Here is a 19,580-nt window from a genome sequence, read left to right on the forward strand (position 1 = left end):
GCTTCTTCCCCTTATCTTATTCTGTCTATCCTGCGAAACCGAAAAAGGAACTGACGCCCGACACGATGCCGGCGGCGAGTCCCGGGAAGGTAGCGCCGGAATGATCCGACGCGGCGTCGCCGCACTCCAGATCGATGGACGGGACGGTGGAGTAGGATGTCTGCGTCAGATCCATCTGCATCTCACCGCCGTCGAACAGGGAAAAGCCCTGCGCCGCGATACCGGCTGTCACGGCCCGCCCCAGCCTGTCGTGGTCCTGCCAGTGAGAGGCCACCGGCTCCATCGAAAGATAGGAATCAACCTGAGGCACGCTCATAAAGAAGACGCCCTTGTCACTGTCCGTTCCGTCATAGTGAAGGGCGATGTGGCAGTCCGCCAGATTGTTGGCCATCAGCGTCCGCGCGATGTTGTCCAGCTGAACGTCCTGACTCTCGCGGATCATCAGCACATCGTAGCCGCTCTGCAGCAGCTGATCGCGCACGGCGATCGCCAGAGCCAGCGTCACGTCCCGTTCCGGCGTGCCGTCGTCAAACTCCATACCGCCCGCCACCGCCATTGCCTCCGTCGCACCCGCTCCCGTGGAACCGCCGGTCACCTTCGGCGTGCCGTCCGGGTGGCACAGTGTCTTCACGGATTCGCCGCCCTCGGTGCCGTGTCCCGCGTTCACGCAGACGGTCTTATGCCGGGCCAGACTGGGCTGGGCGTGGTAGAGCGTGGCCGTTCCGCTGTGAATCTTCGAATTGCCCGCGTACAGCCACGCGGGATTAAAGCTCACCGTCTCGGACGTGATCACGTCCGGCGCGGAAGACACGGCCCGGCCGGCGCTCTCCGTGCCGGCCGCACGTCCGGATTCCGCGCCGCTGACTGTCTCCGTTCCGCTGCCCGCCGCGCCGCCGCTCTCCGCCCCGGCCGATGTGCTGCCGGAGGCAGATGACACCGTTTCCCTGCTGTTCCCGCTTTCCGATCCTTTTCCGGGCGCCACGCCTATGCACTCCGCCTCAGCCGATGACGCACGGCTGACGGAGGCGGCGGACACGGTCCGCGACCCCGTCCCGGAACCGGCCGGCGGCGCTGCCAGTCCGGATGAGCCGGCGGCTGCATGTTCCTGACTGAAAACCGTCCCCGCGGACTGTCCGCATCCGGACAGAGCCAGCGTCAGGGAAGCCGCAAACGCGGCGGCTGTCCTCATCCTTCCTCTTTTCATGCGCACTCCTCCGTCAGTGATCCAGCTGATTCACCACGTTTCGCAGGCAGCCGTCCTCAAAGGGACTTACCAGCCCCGCTTCCCGGATCAGATCCGTGAAGAATCCGGACGCGGACAGCCTGCAGAGTTTCAGGTAGCTCGCCCACGCCGCCTTGTAGTCCCGGTCCATCCAGACCTTGTATTCCAGCGCGTCCGTGCCGGCGATGCAGTAATCGATATAGTAGAGCGGGCAGTCAAAGATATGGTGCTGCTTCTGCCAGAAAGCGCCGCGCTCATAGAGATCACAGCCTTCAAAATCCATATGCGGCCGGTACTGCCGCTCGAGATCGAGCCAGACTCCGTTCCGGTCCTTCGGGGAGAGCGCCGGATTCCGGTACATGATCTCCTGAAACTCATCCACCATCGTGCCGTAAGGGATGAAGATCACCGAATCCTCGAGATGCAGCTGTCTGTAACGGTCGGCCCCGCGGCCGAAAAACAGCTCCATCCAGGGCTCCGTAAAAAATTCCATCGACATCGAGTGTGTCTCGGCTGTCTCCATCGTGATATCCGCGTGCTCACGGATCGGATCGTCCGCGGCCAGATAGCCCTGGAAGGCATGCCCGCACTCATGCGTGATCACATCCACGTCGCCGCGGGTGCCGTTGAAGTTGGCGAAGATGAACGGCGCCTTGTAATCCGGCAGATACGTCATATAGCCGCCGGTCTTCTTGGTCTTCCGGCCGAGCACATCGAACAGCTCGTGCTCGCACATAAAGTCCATGAACGCTCCGGTCTCCGGCGAGAGCTCGCCGTACATCTTCCGTCCGGCAGCCAGAATCTCCTCCGGCGTACCGACCGGTCTCGGATTGCCTTCCGTAAAATAGACGCCTTCGTCGATGTAGCGCAGCCGGTCCAGACCGAGGCGTCTTCTGCGAGTCTCATGAATCCGCTCCGCGAAGGGCACAAGATCCTCCTTCACCTGCTTCCGGAAGGAGGCCATCTCGTCACGGCCGTAGCAGTTTCGCCGCATCCTCGCATCGCCCAGCGGCAGATAGGTATCGTACCCCATCGCCTCGCCCTGCTTCGTGCGGCACCGGATCAGCCGGTCGTAGATCTCCTCGATCTCCTCCTCATTTGAGGCATAGAAGGCGGTCACACGGTCCCACGCTGCCTGACGGACCGCCCGGTCCGGACTGCTCAGATACGGTGTCATCAGCGAAAGATTCAGTGTCTCCCCGTTCCACTCGATCTTCGCGGAGGCGAGCAGCTTGTTATAGCGGGTCTCGAGAGCATTTTCCTCCTGCATGAAGGAAATGATTTTCGGATCCACCGATTTCATCGCCAGCTCCATGTTCCGGATCGCCACCGGCCCGATCCGCTTCTCCACGTCTCCGCGGTACGGTGACTCGTACAGTGTCTTCTGGTACTCTGTCATCAGGTTCTCGAAGACAGGTCCGAGCTGATCGTTGTAATCCTGCTCCTTTGCGTAAAATGCATCCGTCACATCGATGTCGTGCCGGATCTCAGCCAGCGTCATCTGCGTCACCGCGTGATCCACCGCGCGGTAATAGCGCTGATGCACGCCGAACGCTTCCCCGCCCGAACGCGCCGCCTTCAGATCCGCGGTAAGCGAGGCGAACTCCGCCCGGAGGCCCGCTTCATCCACTCTTGTATATGAAAATTCCCGAAATACCATCGTCTTTTTCCTTTCCACCCCGAAACGGAGCGTATGTCTTGCAGAAGTATACCACAAAAAAAGCGCTGCCGCATAAGGGCAGCGCAGAGAGATATTAAGCTTTATTAAGAATAAGACAGGATCTCCGCCTGCTTTTCTTATCCCAGGATGGCCTTGTCGCTGGAAAATTCCTCGCCGGCCGCCACCTCAAACTCATGGAGCAGCTTCTCCACCGTCAGCTTCTTCTTCTCATCACCCCGGATATCGAGCACGATCTCCCCCTCGTTCATCATGATCAGACGGTTCCCGTGAAGGATCGCGTCCCTCATGTTGTGGGTGATCATCAGCGTCGTCAGATGGCCCGAGGTAACGACGCGCTCCGTCGCGTTCAGCACCTTCTCGGCCGTCTTGGGATCCAGCGCCGCCGTGTGCTCGTCGAGCAGAAGGAGCTTCGGTCGCTGAAGCGTCGCCATCAGAAGGGTCAGTGCCTGTCTCTGTCCGCCGGACAGCAGACCGACCTTCTGCGTCAGCCGCTCGTCAAGCCCCAGATCCAGCAGCTTCAGCCGCTCGCGGTAATCCTCGCGCTCCTGCGCGGTGATGCCCCAGCTGAGGCCGCGCCGCTGCCCTCTCCGGGCGGCCAGCGCCAGGTTCTCGTCAATCTGCATCGTCGCGGCCGTGCCGGTCATCGGGTCCTGGAACACCCGGCCGATCAGGAAAGCCCGCCGGTAATCCGGCAGTCCGGTCACATCCTGGCCGGCGATGGTGATGGAGCCGCTGTCCACCGGCCAGACGCCGGCGATCGCGTTGAGAAGCGTCGATTTGCCCGCCCCGTTTCCGCCGATCACCGTCACGAAATCGCCCTCGTCAAGATGAAGGCTCACACCCTTGAGCGCACGTTTCTCGTTGACCGTGTCCGGATTGAAAGTCTTCGAGATGTTCTTCACGTCCAGCATGATCAGTTCTCCCCCTTTCCGTTCCGCCGGCCCGCCCTGCGGAACGAGCTCTTCGCCTGGCCGCGGAGATACGGGACGGCGAGGAAGACCGCGACAATAATCGCGGTGAACAGCTTCATCATGTTCGAGTCAAGCTTCAGCCAGAGCACCAGCGTGTAAACCAGATAGTAGATGATACCGCCGATGACGACAAAAATCAGTCGGCCCGCGAAGTTCAGCCGACGCCCGAGGATCGCCTCGCCGATAACTTCTCCGATGATGACCGCGGCCAGACCGATGACGATGGATCCGCGGCCGCTGTTGACATCCGCGAAGCCGGAGTACTGCGCCGCCAGACCGCCGGCCAGCGCCACCAGACCGTTGGAGAGCGCCAGTCCGAGCACCTTCATCCGGTTGATGTTGATGCCCTGCGCGCGGCTCATCTGCGGGTTGCAGCCGGTCGCGCGGAGCGCGGAACCAATCTCGGTTCCGAAGAACCAGTAAAGCACGGCGATCAGCGTGCCCGTGAGCACAAGTCCTGCCGCGATGGCGCCGGGAACGCTGCGTCCGGTGATGACCAGCGCATACTTGTCCGCGCTGATCGCCTTGTTCGCCTGAAAGCCCATGATCATCAGATTGATGGAGTACAGCGCGTACTGCGTCAGGATCCCGGCGAGAATCGCGGGAATCCCCAGCTTCGTGTGCAGGAGTCCGGTCGCCGTACCCGCCAGAAGACCCGCGACGACCGCCATCAGCATCGCCGCCCAGGGATTCCAGCCGCTGATCGTCAGCATGACCGTCACCGCGCCTCCGGTCGCGAAGGTACCGTCGACCGAAAGATCCGCCACGTCAAGAAGGCGGAACGTGATGTAGACACCCAGCGCCATCACGCCCCAGATCAGACCCTGCGCGACGCCCGCCGGGAGCCGCCCGAGGAGCCCCGCCGGATCCAGCGACGCAAAATAAGCTGCCATACCGTTCATGATGTTCCCTCCTGTCATTTCAGTACTGGTATTTTAGCACGTTTTCCTGCATCTCACTACCGGAATGCCGCTTCGTGTCAGAAAGACAGCCGGCTTGTTATGCGGTTTCCCGGCGATGCACAGCAAAGCGTCACCGGAGCCGCCCTCTGCGGGCGTCTCCGGTGACGTCAGATGGCCGGATGCCGTCTGCGGTTATTCCGCCGCGCTCTCCGCCACGCTCTCGGCCGTGCTGGACGCACCGCTTTCCGCCGCGTCCGGATTGTAAGCGACATAATCGTCCGGAACCTGGATGCCGAGCGCCTCGCAGAGCGTCGGATTGTATTCCTTCACCGGATTCGTGTCATACTCGATGGGCATCTCGGAAATCTTCGCTTCGCCCTTCAGGATCTTCGCCGCCATCTTGCCGGTGGCCTGTCCCAGCGTGTAGTAGTTGATCGAAAGCGTCGCGATGCCGCAGCCGCTCATAAGCCCTTCCTCGCCGACAATAATCGGTTTGCCGGCCGGCTTCGCGACATTGTTGATCGCTTCCGTGCAGCTGGCTGCCGTGTTGTCCGTCGGGATGTAGAGGGCGTCGCACTCGTTGCAGGCCTGGCCCGTGACGGACGCGACATCATTGGAGTCGGAGAACGTATAGGTCTTCACCGTAAGGCCCGCGTCCTCCAGATCCCTGGTGATCTGGTCGGCCTGATACTTGGAGTTCGCCTCCGCGGAGCAGTACAGGATGCCGATTGTCTTCGCGTCCGGAAGCAGCTCGCCGAACATCGCCGCCTGCTTGTCAAGCGGCGCGAGGTCGGACGTGCCGGAGATATTGCCGCCGACCGTACCGTTGAAATCATCCAGATCCAGCGCGGTCGCATAATCCGTGATCGACGTACCGAGGATCGGGATATCCGTCGTCGCCGCCGCCGCGCTCTGAAGGGAAGCGGTCGCGTTCGCGAGGATCAGATCCACGTTCTCGGAGACGAGGTTCTGGCAGATCGTCGTCGCGGTCGCCGTATCGCCGGCCGCATTCTGCTCATCGAAGGTGACCGCGTCGCCCAGCTCCGCCTTCAGCTCGTCCTCAAAGCCCTTGGTCGCCGCGTCCAGCGCAGGATGCTGAACCAGCTGGCAGATGCCGACCGTGTAGGTCTTGTCCGCCGCGGAAACCGAAGCGGCTCCCGTAAGCATTCCCGCCGTCATCGCTGCCGTCAGGCCAACTGCCATCATCTTTTTCCTGTTCATATCGAGTCTCCTCCTTCATCCCAATGGACGGGCGGCCATCTTTCCGCGTGCCGCGGATCGCTTTTACGCATCAACGCGTTTACCCGTTAAAGTATCTGATCCAGATCATACCGCACGGACAATGGGATGTCAACCGGAGGAAAACACGGCGCAGTCTGTTCTTATTCGTAATCGAAGATGGCCTTCTTCTCCAGCAGCGGTCCGTACTCCACCTTCCAGCGGCGGTGAATCGGGCTTTCGTCGTAGGCGGACAGCGCGTCCCGCTCCATATCGATCCGGATCAGAAGGTCAAAGCGGTTCCCCCGGTCGACCGTGTTGGCGATCACGTCCACGCCATGAACGCCGCGCACCGCCTCCGGTCCCCTCACGAGTCCTTCGAACAGCGTCCGGATCGCGGGTTCAAGCGCCTCCCTGCCGGTGACGGACGGCAGATACTTGATCAGAATGCAGTGCTTCATGAATGCTGTCCTCCTTATTCCGTTTGTCTCTTTGTCAATCATACCGCCCCGCCGGCGGAATGTCATCCGCGAACTGCGCTCCTCTTGTTCCACGAAACGCATCGTGCTACAGTAGAATCCGGAATCATTTCATGCAGCCTGCACGAAAACACAGGCAAAGGAGGGCATTTATATGTGCACAGCAGCAACCTATACCACCAGAGATCACTATTTTGGACGCAATCTGGATCTGGAGCATTCCTATCACGAAACCGTCTGCGTCACGCCGCGGAACAAGACGCTTCCGTTCCGTCATATGGCGCCGCAGCCGTCCCATCTGGCGATGATCGGCATGGCTTTCGTAGTGGACGGCTTTCCTCTTTATTATGACGCGACCAACGAACGGGGACTCAGTATGGCCGGTCTGAATTTCCCGGGAAACGCGCAGTACAATCAGCCGTCGGACGGGAAAGATAACATCGCCTCCTTCGAATTCATCCCGTGGATTCTCGGGCAGTGCGCCACCGTCGCCGAGGCCCGGCAGCTGCTGGCGCGTATCAATCTCACAGATACGCCCTTCAGCCCTCAGCTCCCGCCTTCCCCTCTTCACTGGATGATCGCGGACCAGAAGGAAGTCATCGTTTTCGAGCAGACCGCCCGGGGCGGCACCGTCTATGACAACCCGGTGGGCGTGATGACCAACAATCCCACCTTTGACTATCATCTGACACATCTCGCCGATTACATGGGTTCGTCTGCCAGCCTGCCGTCCAACCGCTTCGCTCCCTCCGTCAGCCTCTCACAGTACAGCCGCGGCATGGGCGGATTCGGCATCCCCGGCGATCTCTCCTCCGCCTCCCGCTTCGTCAAAGTGGCCTTCACGAAGATGAACTCCGAGTCCGGGGACAGCGAAGCTGAGAGCATCACGCAGTTCTTCAAGATTCTCGGCTCGGTGGAGCAGCAGAAAGGCTGCTGCCGTCTCGGAAAAGATGAGGCCGGCCGCGACATCTGCGAATATACAATCTACAGTTCCTGCTGCAACATGGATACCGGCGTCTACTACTACACGACCTACGGCAATTCCCGGATCACGGGCGTGGACATGCACGCGGAAAATCTTGACGGTTCCGAACTGGCCGTCTATGAGCTGGAAACCGACCAGCAGATCCATATGGTGAACCGGAAGGACTGAATCCGGCCGTTGCTCCGGCAACAGACAAAACATCTCTGTCCGGCTATGCTTTAGCCAGACAGAGACGAAAGGATGTGACAGGGCACACGGCAGCCGCCCGGATGATATGAATTTAAGTGAAATTACGGAAGCCATTCGAAACGATCCGCGAAATGCGGACTACACGAAGCGGGGCATCCCGCCCATTCTCCAGATCAGCCCGGAGGCACGCGTTCTGATCATCGGCCAGGCGCCCGGCCGGCGCGTGGAAGAGTCGGGTGTTCCCTTCGACGACAAATCCGGAGAAACGCTCCGCGACTGGATGGGCGTTGACCGGGACACGTTCTATTCCGGGCGGATCGCGGTTTTGCCAATGGATTTCTACTATCCCGGAAAGGGAAAAACCGGAGATCTGCCGCCGAGACCGTTCATCGCGCGCGAGTATCACGCCGCCCTCCTTCAGCAGATGCCGGACGTCAGACTCACCGTTCTGGTCGGACGCTACGCGATCGGCTTCTATCTGAAGGGACGGGAAGAGCGTACGCTCACCGAAACGGTCCGGAATTTCCATTCGTTCCTTCCGTCCCGTTTCCCGATCGTTCACCCCAGTCCGCTCAATTTTCGCTGGCAGGCCAGAAATCCCTGGTTCGTGTCGGAGGTCGTCCCGGAGCTTCGCCGCAGAGTCGCCGAAAGCCTCACAGACTGACCTGATCGAAGCATCAGAACGACGCGTATGACCGGCGTCCCGCCGGTCATACGCGTCGTTCTGATGCCTGCTTCACTTTTTTATTTATTTTGTACTCTCTCTCAGAATGATCTGATAGTCGCGAAGGAGCGTACTCCCCGGCTGTTCTCCGTCGATCATCTGAAGCAGCGTGACGGCCGCCGTCCCGCCCAGCTTCCGGTCGTCGATGTCGATCGCCGTCACCGCAGGATCCGAGCCGGTCAGCAGCGCACTGTTGTAGAACGAGGCCACCCGGATATCCCCCGGCACGCGGATCCGTTTTCTCCGGCAGGCTGCCATCACAAGACTCGCGATCATGTCGTCCATACAGACGATGCCCTGCGCCCCCCGCCTCATGGCGTCCGCCACAGCATGCTCCGCGGCCTGCTCCGAGTTCACGCCCATATAGAGCATCGACGGGTCCGCCTTCAGTCCGGCTGACTCAAACGCGGCCGTAAATCCCTTCTTCCGGGTATCCGCAATCACCTGCGTTTCGTCCTTCCCGAAAAGGACGAGACGCCGGAATCCTTTCCCGATCAGAATCTGCGTCAGCTCGCAGCAGGCGTCCAGATGGTCATTGTCCACCTGCACCAGCTCCTTGTCCGGACTGCTTCCGATCACGACGAAGGGAATCCCGGCCGCTTTCAGATACTCCGCGGGCGGATCGTCGAACATTGTCCTGGTGAGGATCACCCCGTCCACCTTGCGGTCTTCCACCATTCTCTTCAGATTGGAAATCTCACTGCCGGTGATCAGAGACATCAGAATATCATATCCCTTCTCCGACGTGACTTCCCCGATCCCCCGCAGACATTTGTGGAAATACGGAAGGTCAAAGAGATCGTAATCGGTCGGACAGACCACTCCGATATTGAACGTTCTCTGCTGTGCCAGCCCCCGCGCCACGGCATTCGGCTTGTAATGGATTCTGGAAATATAATCCTTCACCCGCGCCGTCGTAGCCGCACTGATGCGTCCCTTCCCGGATATCGCCCTCGAAACCGTGGTTTTCGACACACCGAGGGCCTCCGCGATATCATCGATTGTCAGATTTTCAGCCATCTCCGTTTTCAGCCCTTCACTGCACCTCCGGTCACGCCTTCGACATAGTATTTCTGCAGGCACATAAACAGGATCACGACCGGTATCGCAACCAGTATACCACCTGCGCAGAACCTGGTGAAGTAGCCCTGATAATCATTGGTCCACACCCACCGCGTCAGGGCGACGGCAACGTTATAGCTTCTGTCGTTGCCGAAGGCCACATAGGAGGCGAAGATGTAGTCGCACCAGGGCGCGAGAAAGGCGGTCAGCGCAGTGTAGATGACGATCGGCTTCGACAGCGGGATGATCATCTGGTAAAAGATCTGGAACCGCGAGGCACCGTCGATCCGTGCTGCCTCGTCCAGCGCTTTCGGGATCGTGTCGAAATAGCCCTTGCAGACATAGTACTGCATGCCGGAGCTCGCACAGTAGACAAGGATCAGCCCCGGCACGGCACCGCTCTGGGTGAGCCCGAACTGCTTCAGCAGGAAATACATGCAGATCATCGTCAGAAAGCCCGGGAACATCCCGAGAATCAGCCAGAATCTCATCAGAAACGTGCGTCCCGCGAAGCGCATTCTGGAAAGCGCGTAGCTTACGCCCATCACGATCAGCGTCTGAAAGACCGTCGTCACCAGCGCGATGATCACGGTGTTTTGATACCAGAGCAGGAAGTTCGTCTCGCCCGAGAACAGAAAACGGTAGTTATCCAGTGAAAAACGCTTCGGGATCAGATAGCTCACCATCCCGCCGTACTCCGACGCGTAGGAGCGAAAGCTCTGCATGACGATGCCGAAGAACGGAAACAGCCAGATCACGCTGATCACGATCAGCAGCAGATAGCAGAAGAAATTGGCGGCGCTCCTCTTCCGGCTCATGGAAGCAAATGACTCATTCTTCATCACTGGAATCCCTCCTCATCCTTCACTGACGGAAGCCGGTTGTACACGACAAGCGAGATCACCGCCGTCACGATGAAAACCATAATGCCGATGACCGCCGCCATCTTGTAATTCGTGTCGTTGACTGTCATCTTATAGAGCCATGTCACCAGCAGATCGGTGTGGCCTGCATTTCCCGCAAGCTTGAGTGACAGCGGCTTCCCCTGCGTCAAAAGGAAGATGACGTTGAAGTTGTTGAGATTCCCGGTGAACTGCGTCAGCAGGAACGGGCCTGTGACGAACAGCATGTAGGGCAGCGTGATGTTGAAGAACATCTGCGCCGGCGACGCGCCGTCCATCCTGGCTGATTCGTAGAGATCCTCCGGAATATTCATCAGAAGGCCGGTCGAGATCAGCATCATGTAGGGAATCCCGATCCATATATTGATCAGGATGATCATCACCTTCGCGAGCGTCGGGTCCTCCCAGAACGGAATCGCCTTCGAGATGATGCCCGCGCTGAGCAGAAAGCCGTTGACCAGCCCGTCCGTGGCGAACATCTTCGAGACGTAGAGAAGAGAGACGAACTGCGGCACCGCGATCGTGACGACGAGGACAGTCCGCCAGAGCTTCTTGAGCCGGATCCCCTTCCGGTTGATCAGCATCGCCACCATCAGCCCGATGAAGTAGTCGAGGAAGGTCGCGAAAAAGGCCCAGACCAGCGTCCAGAGCAGCACACGGAAGAACGTCGGGCCGAAACCGCTGCTCCCAAAGGAAAAAAGCTGTCTGAAGTTGCTGAGTCCGACCCAGGTAAAGAGATGGGTCGGCGCCTGATGCTTCGCGTCATAATTGGTGAAGGCCACGCAGATCATGAAGATCAGCGGCAGCACTGTAAAAATGAAGATGCCAAGCACCGGAACCGCGAGCAGCGTCTTGTCAAAATGGCGGTCCAGAAGCGAGCCTAAAACCTTCCGGTTTTCCGGAAGCGCCCGTCCCTGCTTAAGAGCCGCCTCTTCCAGCATGTTTTCCCGGACATTCATCCGCCACACGAAAAGGAACGCGGCAATGACGACGATCGTCAGAATGCCGAAGAGCAGGATGAGAAAGCTGTTGTCCCCGTAAACTGTCTTTCTGTGGATCTTTGTCGTTTCCACCGTGCCCAGCGTGGTGATCCGGCTGAGATAGTGGAATCCGAAACGGAACAGATAGAGAAAAAAGAGTATCTCCAGCCCGAGATAGGCAGTTCCCTTGACAATCTGTCCTCTGAACAGCGGCCCGAGTCCCATCACCACGTAGGAGAGCCTCGTCTTCGCGTCTCCGTGCGCGAAGGTTGTTCCGATCTCCCGGAAGTCTCTCCCGATTGTCCTCACGGCCGAACGACCTGTTTTTGTTTTCGCAGCCATTTTATGGCTCCTTCCCTTGTTTGCACTATGTACTCAGAAACATGCAGTCCTTGTTTTTCCGGGACAGGCATTCCGCTGAATTTTTCAATCGAAAAGGCCGAAAGAATCCATTCTCCCGGCCTTTCCCAGCAAGCGTTGCTTTTTCTTTACGATTCCGCGTAGGACGCGCAGGTATCCTGGAACGTCTGAAGCGCCTTCATCAGATCGTCGTCAGACGTATCCGCCGTCAGATTGCCCTGGATCACATCGTCGCCGAGACCGGTCGCCAGCGTCCAGTAGTCGTTCGGGTACTGACCCTGCGGGATATCATACTGCAGCTGATCGGCCAGCGCGGAGAGCGCCTCGTCCGCTTTCACCGCATCAGAAGCCTGAACCGCCTTGTTAGACGGGCCCCAGCCGAGATCCTTGTAGCGGGCCGCCTGAACCTCTTCTCCGGAGAGATAGGCGGTCAGCTGATCACAGACCGCCAGCTTGTCCTCGTCCTCCTGCGGCTTCTCGCCCAGCAGCTTGTATCCGCCGAACCCGGACATCTGGTACGTCTTGCCGTCCTCTCCCTTGAAGGACGGAAGCTTCGCGCAGGCGTAGTTGTCACCCAGAAGCTCCTTCACGGTCGACGCGTCCCATGTGCCGTCGACAATCGCGCCCACGTTCGTCGCCTTGCCGGCGGAGGAACCGTTCTGGAACGCGGAGGAGCTCTTGACTTTGATCATCTCCTTCAGCGCGGTGACACCGGCGTCCGACGCGTAGTCCACCGTGCAGGACGTGAAGTTTCCGTCGTTGTCCGTCTCATAGAGGAGCTTGCAGCCCGTGCCGAAGAAGAACGCCGGCTGATACCAGCCGTTGTTGATCTCCATGTAGAAATTCTTTCCGGCCTTCTCGCAGTCCGAAAGGATCGTGTCGAGATCAGACGGATCCGTGACGACGCTCTTGTCATAATAGAGGAAATATCCGTTGTCCGAGGTGATCGGATGGGCATAAAGCGTATCGCCCACCGTCGCGGCCGTGATCGCTCCCTCGTCATTTTCACTCTTCACGGAATCGACGTCATCCGGGTTGACCTCCTCGAGCGCGCCGGCCGCCACCAGACGCGCGATCTGATCCTGCGCAAACGTGTAAATATCCGCTCCGGCCTCCACGTCCGTGATCATATTGCTCGCCGCGTCGCCCTCGCCTACCGGTTCCACCGTATAGGACCAGTCCGCCGCGCCGTCGGTGCTGTCGATGAAGCTCTGCACCTGCTGGGAAGTGAACTTCACCGCCGCGTCCGCGACCCAGATCTTGATCGTTCCCTTGGAGCCTGTGCCGACCGTCTCCGGGGCAACTGCCGCTTCCGCCGCGGACTCAGCCGCTGACTCCACTGTGCTGTCCGCGGACACCGCGACGCATCCCGCCGCCATAGCGGAAACAACGGCGCCGGCTGTAAGGATGGAAACCAACTTTTTCTTCATCTCTCATAACCTCCCTGATGAAAAGCTGTCGCTGCTGTGAATTGCGCAACCGTTTGTTCTTTTATTACAGTACAGCGAAACGTTTTCCGCGTCAATCCGGCTTGTTTCATTAATTTTATCGCATGTTTTTGTGCATTATGCGCATTTGTCGGGCGATCCGGTCAATCGATCGCGCAATCGGTTGCGTTTCCGAACGTCAAATCCGCTTAAAAGCAAAGCGGGCGCATGGCACGGATCCTTCCTTCGGATCCATGCCATGCGCCCGCTCTCCCGCCTTTCACGGCAGTCCGGTGCCTTCACACACTGTCATCCTGTCCGGTGCGGAATATCCCCGCACCGGAAGACGCATCTCATTCTTTCTGTCACCCCGCGCCGGCTGAAGCGCATGCTTTCTGCGCCCCTGCCGCCGCAGAACAGGCCGCTCACCTCCTGCGGAACCGCTCCCGGATCTCCCGGTTCGCCGCGAGAATCCTTTCCTCCGGCACGCCGGCCCGGGCCAGCAGCTCATATTCGCGGAGCGTGCCGGGCCCGTGCGGCACGCCGACCGCACCGGAGTCCGAGCCGGACGCGATCTTCGCGCCCATCCGGGAGGCACGGCCCACCGCCAGGAGCTGTTCCCGGATGGTCCGTCGGACGACCGTCTGGTCAAAGCCTTCTCTCCCCGTAAAAGCGTCGATCGCAGCCAGCGTCGGAACCCAGATCGTATCCGATCCGGCCAGCAGCTCCAGCGCCTCCTCATCGCAGAAATAGGCGTGCTCGACACTGTCCGCCCCTGCCCGGACGGCCGCCTTGACGGCCTCCGCCCCGTTGATATGAAGCATCACGGCAAAGCCCGCGTCATGCGCCAGCCCGATGACCCTGCGGATTTCCTCTTCTTCAAGCGACGGGCAGGACAACCCGCCGCAGGTACGAAAGGTAATGATACCGGAAATCATCAGCTTCGCGAAATCCGCCTGCGCCGCCTCAAGCTCCGCGAGCCGTTTCCGGAATCCCGCTTCATCCTCGTATCCGCGGCCGACGATGCCGCCGTAACGCCCGTCGCGGTGGATCGCGAAGACAGGCGTTGCGTACTCGATACCGTACTCCGCCGCCAGCGGCCGGGCCGCGTCCGACACGCCCAGCGCGTCTCCGCCGTCCCGGAAATATGTCACGCCGGCATCCCTGAGCGCGGCCAGCTCTGACCGCACCGCGTCAAGATTCACCTTTGATCCGATGTGCACACCGGTGTTGCTGAAATGAGCCCCGCCTCCGTGCCGGCGCCAGGCGCCTCCGAAATCCTCGCCGTCCATCATCAGATGGCCGTGACACTCGTACCGTTCCCCGCTCATCCGCCTTTTTCCGGTTCCTTTCTGCCCGGTGCGCCTGCACCGGCCGGTCCCGGGTTCCGCCTCCTCCCTGTTTTCTCACACCGGCACCGCCGCGCATCGGTCCGCGCACCCTGATCCCGGATTCCGCTTCTTTCCTGTTTTCTCACACCGGCACCGGCCGCGCATCGGTCCGCGCACCCTGATCCCGGATTCCGCTTCTTTCCCGTTTTCTCATACGCCTGCGGCTGTGCCCAGCACGATGCCGAGCGCCGCGCTCACGCAGATGATCAGAATCGGATGGAGCTTCTTCCACGCGAGAACACCGGAGACCGCCACAATCACGAGAGAAATCAGATCCTCCCGCGCCGTTTTTCCGTTCAGCGCCGCGCCTGTCCCATGCAGGGCGCCCAGCCACCGGGCCGCCAGATGGAAGACATTGCCCGACACGGAAACCAGCGCCGCGCCGATCAGGCCGACCACCGCCGCGCGGACCGCGCCGAAGCCGTCCGCGACATACCGGTTCCGTTTCAGACCCGCATAACAGCCCGAGATCACCAGCATCACAAGAAACGCCGGCAGCACAACCCCGAATGTCGACACGGCGGCCCCGGGGATGCCCCCTGTCCGCCAGCCGATGTACGTCGCGATGTTGACCGCGAACGGCCCCGGCGTACTCTCGCTGACACCGACAAAGTCGATGATTTCCTGTTTCGAAAGCCATCCCTCCGCCGTCACGGTCTGCTCGATCAGCGGAATCATCGCGTAGCCGCCTCCGAACGTGAAGGCGCCGATCTTGAGGAACTGAAAAAACAAAGCCAGCAATATCATGCCCTGAGCCTCCTCACCGCGCCCGCGGCGATGCCTGCGCCCGCCGCGGCAAGCAGAACGAGAATCGGACTCACGTCAAAAAACGCCACCGCGGTCAGCGCGGCGATCAGAAGACAGATGCCTCCCTTCGACCACTGCATTTTCCGGAGCAGCGAAATCATCGCCGAGGCGATCAGGACCAGCACCGAGGCGCGGATTCCGAGAAAGGCGTCCCTCACCAGACGGCTGTGCATCACCATCTGCAGAAGGTACCCGACCGCGAGAATGATCAGAAAAGACGGCAGCACCACTCCGAGTGTCGCTGCCGCCGCGCCGGCATACCCGCCGACCTGCCTTCCGACAAAGGTAGCCGCGTTGACCGCCACCGGTCCCGGCGTCGACTCCGCCAGAGCCACCATGTCGAGAAGATCCTCATCCTTCATCCATTGCTTCTTCGTGACCACGTCCCGCTCGATCAGCGGGATCATCGCGTAGCCGCCTCCGAACGTGAAAAGACCGATCCGGAAAAAGGCCGCGAAGAGCTCCCTGCTTTTTACTTTCTGCATTCCCTCTCTCCCTGCCGTCTCATGTATCCGGGCGGAAAATCACGACCGGCGTACCGGTGTCGACGTTCTGATAGAGATACTTCGCCGCGTCGTAGGAAAGGTTCACGCAGCCGTGCGAGCCGCTGTTCAGGTACGTATCCCCTCCGAAGGAATCGCGCCAGGAGGCGTCATGGAAGTAGAGCCCCGTACTGCTGAACACCACCGCGTAGCGGCAGTACGCCGTCCCGTAGGACCCTCTCATCGTGTGGTCCTTCATGCGGCTGAGCACGCTGTAGACGCCTGACGGCGTCCGCCGGGAATCGTTCGTCTCCGTCCCTGTAACGCAGTCCGTACTGAACTCGAGCTCGCCGTCACGGTAGTAGTAGACACGCTGGCTCGCGATATCCACCTCGATGTAGGTGTTCCCGATCGACGTCGGATCCGCCTCCTTCCAGCTGTAGATCAGTTCCTGCGTGCCGGATGTGCGGCTGTCGAAGGCCGCCATCACCGCGTCCACCATCGAGGCCTGATCCAGCGCGTGCCCCCATGTGGCGCCGATCGGCACGGACACATCGCCGTAATTGGTCGAATGGAAAACGGTCGTCGACCGGCCCACATCGTCCTTTCCGGCAAGATCCGCGATATAGGCCGTCACGCCGTCGCGGAGATGCGTCTCGTCCATCGTGTACCAGCCCGCGTGGTCCGGCGAGTCGCTGAGCCAGTTCCGGATCGTCGAGCCGTCCAGCACGTTTTCGGACCCGTCCGACATCGGAAACGTGATCTTCATCGTGAGGTAGGAGTTCAGATCGTTCACCGCGCTCTTCAGCTCCTCATTGTCGCTGGTGACCGACGGCCGAACGTATGCGTCCGACAGCGCGTCGGAGCCGATCTCGGTCTCGCCGCTGCTGATCGCCTGCTCCACGATGGAGAGAAGCTTGTCCTGATCGAGCGCATTGCCATCCGTCTCGGGAACGATCTCCGCCTGGCTGCTGTCGTTGATCTTCATTGTCGCGTCCGTCGGCGCGGTGACGTTTTCGGCCTGACTCTCCGGCAGCGCCGCGAGGGCCGCCGCGAGTTTGTCTGTGTCATAGCTGTACGTCACGTCCGCCGTCGTCTCCGTCGTCTTCCCGAGAAGGCCCCGGAGCCACGTATAAGGCTTCTGGACGGAAAGCAGCCGGCCGATGGAGCCGTCGCTCACATAGCGATAGCCCATCGAATCCGCGGTCAGTGTCTCCGACTTCTCATCGGAGAAATGCAGCGTCAGCTGATAGGCGCCGGCTTTCTCCGACAGGTCCCGCTCGACCTCCTCGGCGGTCTGATCGCTGATGTTGACGCCGTTGACAACGGTGCCGGGAATGAATTTGGCTGTGTACTGCTGCGCGCAGACGGCGTAGGCGCCGGCTGTTGCTCCGAGAAGGACCGTCATCAGAAACAGCATTCTTCTGCGGCGCGCCTTCCTCTTCTTACTGGATTTCATATAAACCTCTGTGAAATGACAATTGCAAAAATGACTGAAGTTGTTATAATAGTATCGTTTTCGAACTAAGCCCTATTATATGTACTTCAAGATAAATAGCAAGAGCGTTTTTTTGTGATACCTGGTATGAACAGGAATACTCATGCGATGAAAGATGACAGAAACTATATTCTTCAATGCCCCTACCGCACTGCCCAGAAAGTGCTTCAGGGCAAGTATTCGATCCTGATCCTTCATTATTTAAGCGACCGGACGCTGCGTTTCAGCGAGCTGGAGAAGCTGGTGCCCAACATGACGCACGCGACGCTCTCGTCCCAGCTGAAGCTGCTTGAAAAGCGGGGACTGGTCCGGCGGAACGTGTACCCGGAGGTACCCCCTCGCGTCGAATACTCGCTGACGGAGATCGGACGTTCCTTCACGCCGGTGCTGATGAAGATCGGGGACTGGGGCATGCAGTACATCGATTTCATTCAGACGAATCCGGATGTTGTGCTTGACTGAGCGCGGGATCCGTCCGTACCAGAGAGCGCCCGGCCGGTCACCGGGAACGCCCGCTCACTCACCAGACTATGCCGAAGGAGGCGCACAATGGACAGCATTTTTCACCGAGTCAGCATCCGGAAGTTCACCGACGAGCCCGTTGCCGAGGAGGATCTGACAAGGATTCTCCGCGCGGGCATGCAGGCGCCCAGCGCGGTGAACCAGCAGCCGTGGGAGTTCTATGTGGTCACAAACCGCGACGTCATTCTGGAGCTCTCAAAGGCGACGATGTTCTCCCGCCCGGCCGCCGGCGCGCCCGTCGTCATCGTGCCCTGCTTCCGACAGGAGACCCGTCTCCCGTCGATGGCGGAGATCGATATGGCGATCGCGCAGGAAAACATGTGGCTTGAGACCGATTCCCTGGGGCTCGGCGGCGTCATGCTGGGCATCGCACCGGAACGGAGCCGTATGGACAAGGTCCGCCGGATCATCGGCGCACCGGATTCCCTCGAGCCCTTCTGTCTGTTTGCCCTCGGTCATCCGGCCGAGTCCAGACCGCAGCAGGACCGCTTCGATGAGAGCCGAATCCACCGGATCGGATAACCGGGCTGTCTTTTCACCGCAAGAGAATGGACGATGGGACGGGGACGCGCAAGCGCCCCCGTCCCGTCTTTCTGCTTTCACACCAGGGTATTGCGACGCGCCCCGTCCCGTGTCCGCGGTTTCGCGCAGCCGTTTGATTCTCCCGGCGCTTTCGCTCTGCATTTCATTCCGCCGGTCTCAGCGGCGGTCTTCCCGCTTGCCTCACAGCGGAAGGCTCCGGACCCAGTCGGAGATCTCCGCTTCGCTCATCTTCGTGACCATCTGTCCCGGCAGAAGCGTCACATCCGCGGGCAGCTCCTTCTCCAGCGCCTTCTCGCTCTTGCCCAGACCGGAGCCGCCTGATGTGGCGAAGGGAATCAGCTTCTTTCCGGCGAGATCGCAGCTCTCGAGAAAGGTCTCGACGATCCGCGGCATCGTGCCCCACCAGAGCGGATAGCCAAGGAAGATCGTGTCATACCGGCCAATATCCTGCGCTTTTTCGGCCATTTCCGGGCGGGACGTCTCGTCCGCCATCTCCACGTTCGTGCGACTTGTGCTGGACGTCCAGTCAAGATCGGCGTCCGTGTACGGCACAGCCGGCCGGATCTCGAAAAGATCGCCGCCGGCAGCCTCCGCCACCTTCTCCGCGGCCGCCTTCGTCACACCGCTTGCCGAAAAATACGCCACGAGCACGCGTTTTACCGGCTCCTTCTCCGAAAGATCCTTCTTCCAGAGCCCGTGCAGGTTGCACCACGCATAGACCGCAACGGCCGTTTCTCCTTCCGCAAGAACAAAGGACGCGGCCGGCTGCTCTCCCGGATTCAGCGTCGCCGTCTGGAAGCCCTTCTCCGTCTCGAGCGCGATAAACGCGATATGATGCTCCTCCGTCATCGGATGCGCGGTCTGTCCGACCTGCACCGCGATCCGGTTCCCGTCCGCCGTCACATCCGGAACATGCTTCTCCTTCGCCGCGTCGGTGACGTTGGCCTCAAGCTTCTGCATCGGCTCGCCGCAGCAGACGACCGGAACGCCGCTGTCCACAAGCTTCACAACTATGTTGCCGCAATGCTGACATCTGTAAAATACCATATTCTCTCCTTTCTCGCTCAAAGGCTGTCTCTGCCTTCACTATACCGGATTTCCGCGCCGGGCGCCATCTGAAAATGCAGCCGCCCGTACTTCCGTCCCGCTGCCGCGCCGGCCTTTTTCCGGGGTCACGGCCGCACGCAGAAATTCAAATCCCTTCCGGGGAATACAGCCGTCCCCTCTCCCGGACC

19 protein-coding genes and 1 pseudogene are annotated in these 19,580 nt (G+C 60.1%); 4 read left to right on the top strand and 16 right to left on the bottom strand.

Annotation, left to right across the window (positions count from 1 at the left end; genetic code table 11):
- Nucleotides 1-25 precede the first annotated feature (25 nt).
- The 6 genes from G4C92_RS05795 to G4C92_RS05820 all read right to left on the bottom strand — a co-directional run bounded on the left by G4C92_RS05795 (nucleotide 26) and on the right by G4C92_RS05820 (nucleotide 6,455).
- Nucleotides 26-1,204: an N-acetylmuramoyl-L-alanine amidase family protein gene (locus G4C92_RS05795; RefSeq protein WP_274941635.1), complete on the bottom strand. Its 1,179-nt coding sequence runs from the start codon at nucleotides 1,202-1,204 to the stop codon at nucleotides 26-28.
- Nucleotides 1,205-1,217: 13 nt separating this feature from the next.
- Nucleotides 1,218-2,882 carry a M3 family oligoendopeptidase gene (locus tag G4C92_RS05800; protein WP_274941636.1) on the bottom strand — a complete coding sequence of 555 codons (1,665 nt, stop codon included), beginning with the start codon at nucleotides 2,880-2,882 and terminating at the stop codon, nucleotides 1,218-1,220.
- Between the two features lie 137 nt (nucleotides 2,883-3,019).
- Nucleotides 3,020-3,814, bottom strand: a complete 795-nt coding sequence (locus G4C92_RS05805) for an ABC transporter ATP-binding protein (protein WP_274941637.1) — start codon at nucleotides 3,812-3,814, stop codon at nucleotides 3,020-3,022.
- Nucleotides 3,815-3,816: 2 nt separating this feature from the next.
- On the bottom strand, nucleotides 3,817-4,776 hold the full coding sequence (locus tag G4C92_RS05810) for an ABC transporter permease (RefSeq protein ID WP_330654816.1): 960 nt from the start codon (nucleotides 4,774-4,776) through the stop codon (nucleotides 3,817-3,819).
- Between the two features lie 192 nt (nucleotides 4,777-4,968).
- Nucleotides 4,969-5,997 (bottom strand): ABC transporter substrate-binding protein, encoded by a 1,029-nt coding sequence (locus G4C92_RS05815; RefSeq protein ID WP_274941638.1) that lies wholly within the window; start codon nucleotides 5,995-5,997, stop codon nucleotides 4,969-4,971.
- Nucleotides 5,998-6,158: 161 nt separating this feature from the next.
- Entirely contained in the window at nucleotides 6,159-6,455 is a 297-nt protein-coding gene (locus G4C92_RS05820; protein WP_274941639.1) for an antibiotic biosynthesis monooxygenase family protein, read from the bottom strand.
- A gap of 172 nt (nucleotides 6,456-6,627) precedes the next feature.
- On the opposite strand from G4C92_RS05820, the gene bsh reads away from it, so the two are divergent.
- Together bsh and G4C92_RS05830 are read left to right on the top strand one after the other, a co-directional pair.
- Complete coding sequence (bsh, locus tag G4C92_RS05825) at nucleotides 6,628-7,626, top strand: choloylglycine hydrolase (protein WP_274941640.1); 999 nt, start codon at nucleotides 6,628-6,630, stop codon at nucleotides 7,624-7,626.
- Nucleotides 7,627-7,732: 106 nt separating this feature from the next.
- Nucleotides 7,733-8,311 carry a uracil-DNA glycosylase family protein gene (locus G4C92_RS05830; protein WP_274941641.1) on the top strand — a complete coding sequence of 193 codons (579 nt, stop codon included), beginning with the start codon at nucleotides 7,733-7,735 and terminating at the stop codon, nucleotides 8,309-8,311.
- Between the two features lie 84 nt (nucleotides 8,312-8,395).
- Here G4C92_RS05830 and G4C92_RS05835 read toward each other — a convergent pair whose 3' ends face one another.
- The 8 genes from G4C92_RS05835 to G4C92_RS05870 all read right to left on the bottom strand — a co-directional run bounded on the left by G4C92_RS05835 (nucleotide 8,396) and on the right by G4C92_RS05870 (nucleotide 17,202).
- Complete coding sequence (locus G4C92_RS05835) at nucleotides 8,396-9,391, bottom strand: LacI family DNA-binding transcriptional regulator (RefSeq protein ID WP_274941642.1); 996 nt, start codon at nucleotides 9,389-9,391, stop codon at nucleotides 8,396-8,398.
- 8 nt (nucleotides 9,392-9,399) lie between these two features.
- Entirely contained in the window at nucleotides 9,400-10,275 is an 876-nt protein-coding gene (locus G4C92_RS05840; protein WP_274941643.1) for a sugar ABC transporter permease, read from the bottom strand.
- Nucleotides 10,275-11,657: a carbohydrate ABC transporter permease gene (locus G4C92_RS05845; protein ID WP_274941644.1), complete on the bottom strand. Its 1,383-nt coding sequence runs from the start codon at nucleotides 11,655-11,657 to the stop codon at nucleotides 10,275-10,277. Before G4C92_RS05845 ends, G4C92_RS05840 begins: the two co-directional genes overlap by 1 nt.
- A gap of 146 nt (nucleotides 11,658-11,803) precedes the next feature.
- Complete coding sequence (locus G4C92_RS05850; protein WP_274941645.1) at nucleotides 11,804-13,105, bottom strand: extracellular solute-binding protein; 1,302 nt, start codon at nucleotides 13,103-13,105, stop codon at nucleotides 11,804-11,806.
- Between the two features lie 422 nt (nucleotides 13,106-13,527).
- On the bottom strand, nucleotides 13,528-14,433 hold the full coding sequence (locus tag G4C92_RS05855; RefSeq protein ID WP_274941646.1) for an amidohydrolase family protein: 906 nt from the start codon (nucleotides 14,431-14,433) through the stop codon (nucleotides 13,528-13,530).
- A gap of 210 nt (nucleotides 14,434-14,643) precedes the next feature.
- The gene (locus tag G4C92_RS05860) at nucleotides 14,644-15,240 is read right to left on the bottom strand and encodes a chromate transporter (RefSeq protein ID WP_274941647.1); all 597 of its coding nucleotides are present in this window, start codon (nucleotides 15,238-15,240) and stop codon (nucleotides 14,644-14,646) included.
- Nucleotides 15,237-15,785: a chromate transporter gene (locus G4C92_RS05865; RefSeq protein WP_274941648.1), complete on the bottom strand. Its 549-nt coding sequence runs from the start codon at nucleotides 15,783-15,785 to the stop codon at nucleotides 15,237-15,239. Before G4C92_RS05865 ends, G4C92_RS05860 begins: the two co-directional genes overlap by 4 nt.
- Before the next feature lie 19 nt (nucleotides 15,786-15,804).
- Nucleotides 15,805-17,202, bottom strand: a complete 1,398-nt coding sequence (locus G4C92_RS05870) for a L,D-transpeptidase family protein (protein ID WP_274941649.1) — start codon at nucleotides 17,200-17,202, stop codon at nucleotides 15,805-15,807.
- 186 nt (nucleotides 17,203-17,388) lie between these two features.
- On the opposite strand from G4C92_RS05870, the gene G4C92_RS05875 reads away from it, so the two are divergent.
- Both G4C92_RS05875 and G4C92_RS05880 read left to right on the top strand, forming a co-directional pair.
- A complete protein-coding gene (locus tag G4C92_RS05875; RefSeq protein WP_274941650.1) occupies nucleotides 17,389-17,742 on the top strand; it encodes a winged helix-turn-helix transcriptional regulator in 354 nt (117 codons plus the stop codon).
- Nucleotides 17,743-17,829: 87 nt separating this feature from the next.
- Nucleotides 17,830-18,324 carry a nitroreductase family protein gene (locus tag G4C92_RS05880; protein WP_274941651.1) on the top strand — a complete coding sequence of 165 codons (495 nt, stop codon included), beginning with the start codon at nucleotides 17,830-17,832 and terminating at the stop codon, nucleotides 18,322-18,324.
- A gap of 201 nt (nucleotides 18,325-18,525) precedes the next feature.
- Here G4C92_RS05880 and G4C92_RS15075 read toward each other — a convergent pair whose 3' ends face one another.
- Both G4C92_RS15075 and G4C92_RS15080 read right to left on the bottom strand, forming a co-directional pair.
- Nucleotides 18,526-18,996, bottom strand: coding sequence for a flavodoxin (locus G4C92_RS15075; RefSeq protein ID WP_334299942.1), 471 nt, complete (start codon nucleotides 18,994-18,996; stop codon nucleotides 18,526-18,528).
- Between the two features lie 33 nt (nucleotides 18,997-19,029).
- A pseudogene (locus G4C92_RS15080) lies at nucleotides 19,030-19,392 on the bottom strand (desulfoferrodoxin family protein); the annotation flags it as partial.
- Nucleotides 19,393-19,580: the final 188 nt, after the last annotated feature.

The organism is Chordicoccus furentiruminis, from assembly GCF_019355395.1.
Taxonomy (GTDB): domain Bacteria; phylum Bacillota; class Clostridia; order Lachnospirales; family Lachnospiraceae; genus Chordicoccus; species Chordicoccus furentiruminis.

Coding starts and splice junctions, on each gene's coding strand:
- G4C92_RS05795 (WP_274941635.1), bottom strand. CDS start 1,204: ATGAAAAGAGGAAGGATGAGGACAGCCGCCGCGTTTGCGGCTTCCCTG.
- G4C92_RS05800 (WP_274941636.1), bottom strand. CDS start 2,882: ATGGTATTTCGGGAATTTTCATATACAAGAGTGGATGAAGCGGGCCTC.
- G4C92_RS05805 (WP_274941637.1), bottom strand. CDS start 3,814: ATGCTGGACGTGAAGAACATCTCGAAGACTTTCAATCCGGACACGGTC.
- G4C92_RS05810 (WP_330654816.1), bottom strand. CDS start 4,776: ATGAACGGTATGGCAGCTTATTTTGCGTCGCTGGATCCGGCGGGGCTC.
- G4C92_RS05815 (WP_274941638.1), bottom strand. CDS start 5,997: ATGAACAGGAAAAAGATGATGGCAGTTGGCCTGACGGCAGCGATGACG.
- G4C92_RS05820 (WP_274941639.1), bottom strand. CDS start 6,455: ATGAAGCACTGCATTCTGATCAAGTATCTGCCGTCCGTCACCGGCAGG.
- bsh (WP_274941640.1), top strand. CDS start 6,628: ATGTGCACAGCAGCAACCTATACCACCAGAGATCACTATTTTGGACGC.
- G4C92_RS05830 (WP_274941641.1), top strand. CDS start 7,733: ATGAATTTAAGTGAAATTACGGAAGCCATTCGAAACGATCCGCGAAAT.
- G4C92_RS05835 (WP_274941642.1), bottom strand. CDS start 9,391: ATGGCTGAAAATCTGACAATCGATGATATCGCGGAGGCCCTCGGTGTG.
- G4C92_RS05840 (WP_274941643.1), bottom strand. CDS start 10,275: ATGAAGAATGAGTCATTTGCTTCCATGAGCCGGAAGAGGAGCGCCGCC.
- G4C92_RS05845 (WP_274941644.1), bottom strand. CDS start 11,657: ATGGCTGCGAAAACAAAAACAGGTCGTTCGGCCGTGAGGACAATCGGG.
- G4C92_RS05850 (WP_274941645.1), bottom strand. CDS start 13,105: ATGAAGAAAAAGTTGGTTTCCATCCTTACAGCCGGCGCCGTTGTTTCC.
- G4C92_RS05855 (WP_274941646.1), bottom strand. CDS start 14,433: ATGAGCGGGGAACGGTACGAGTGTCACGGCCATCTGATGATGGACGGC.
- G4C92_RS05860 (WP_274941647.1), bottom strand. CDS start 15,240: ATGATATTGCTGGCTTTGTTTTTTCAGTTCCTCAAGATCGGCGCCTTC.
- G4C92_RS05865 (WP_274941648.1), bottom strand. CDS start 15,785: ATGCAGAAAGTAAAAAGCAGGGAGCTCTTCGCGGCCTTTTTCCGGATC.
- G4C92_RS05870 (WP_274941649.1), bottom strand. CDS start 17,202: ATGCTGTTTCTGATGACGGTCCTTCTCGGAGCAACAGCCGGCGCCTAC.
- G4C92_RS05875 (WP_274941650.1), top strand. CDS start 17,389: ATGAAAGATGACAGAAACTATATTCTTCAATGCCCCTACCGCACTGCC.
- G4C92_RS05880 (WP_274941651.1), top strand. CDS start 17,830: ATGGACAGCATTTTTCACCGAGTCAGCATCCGGAAGTTCACCGACGAG.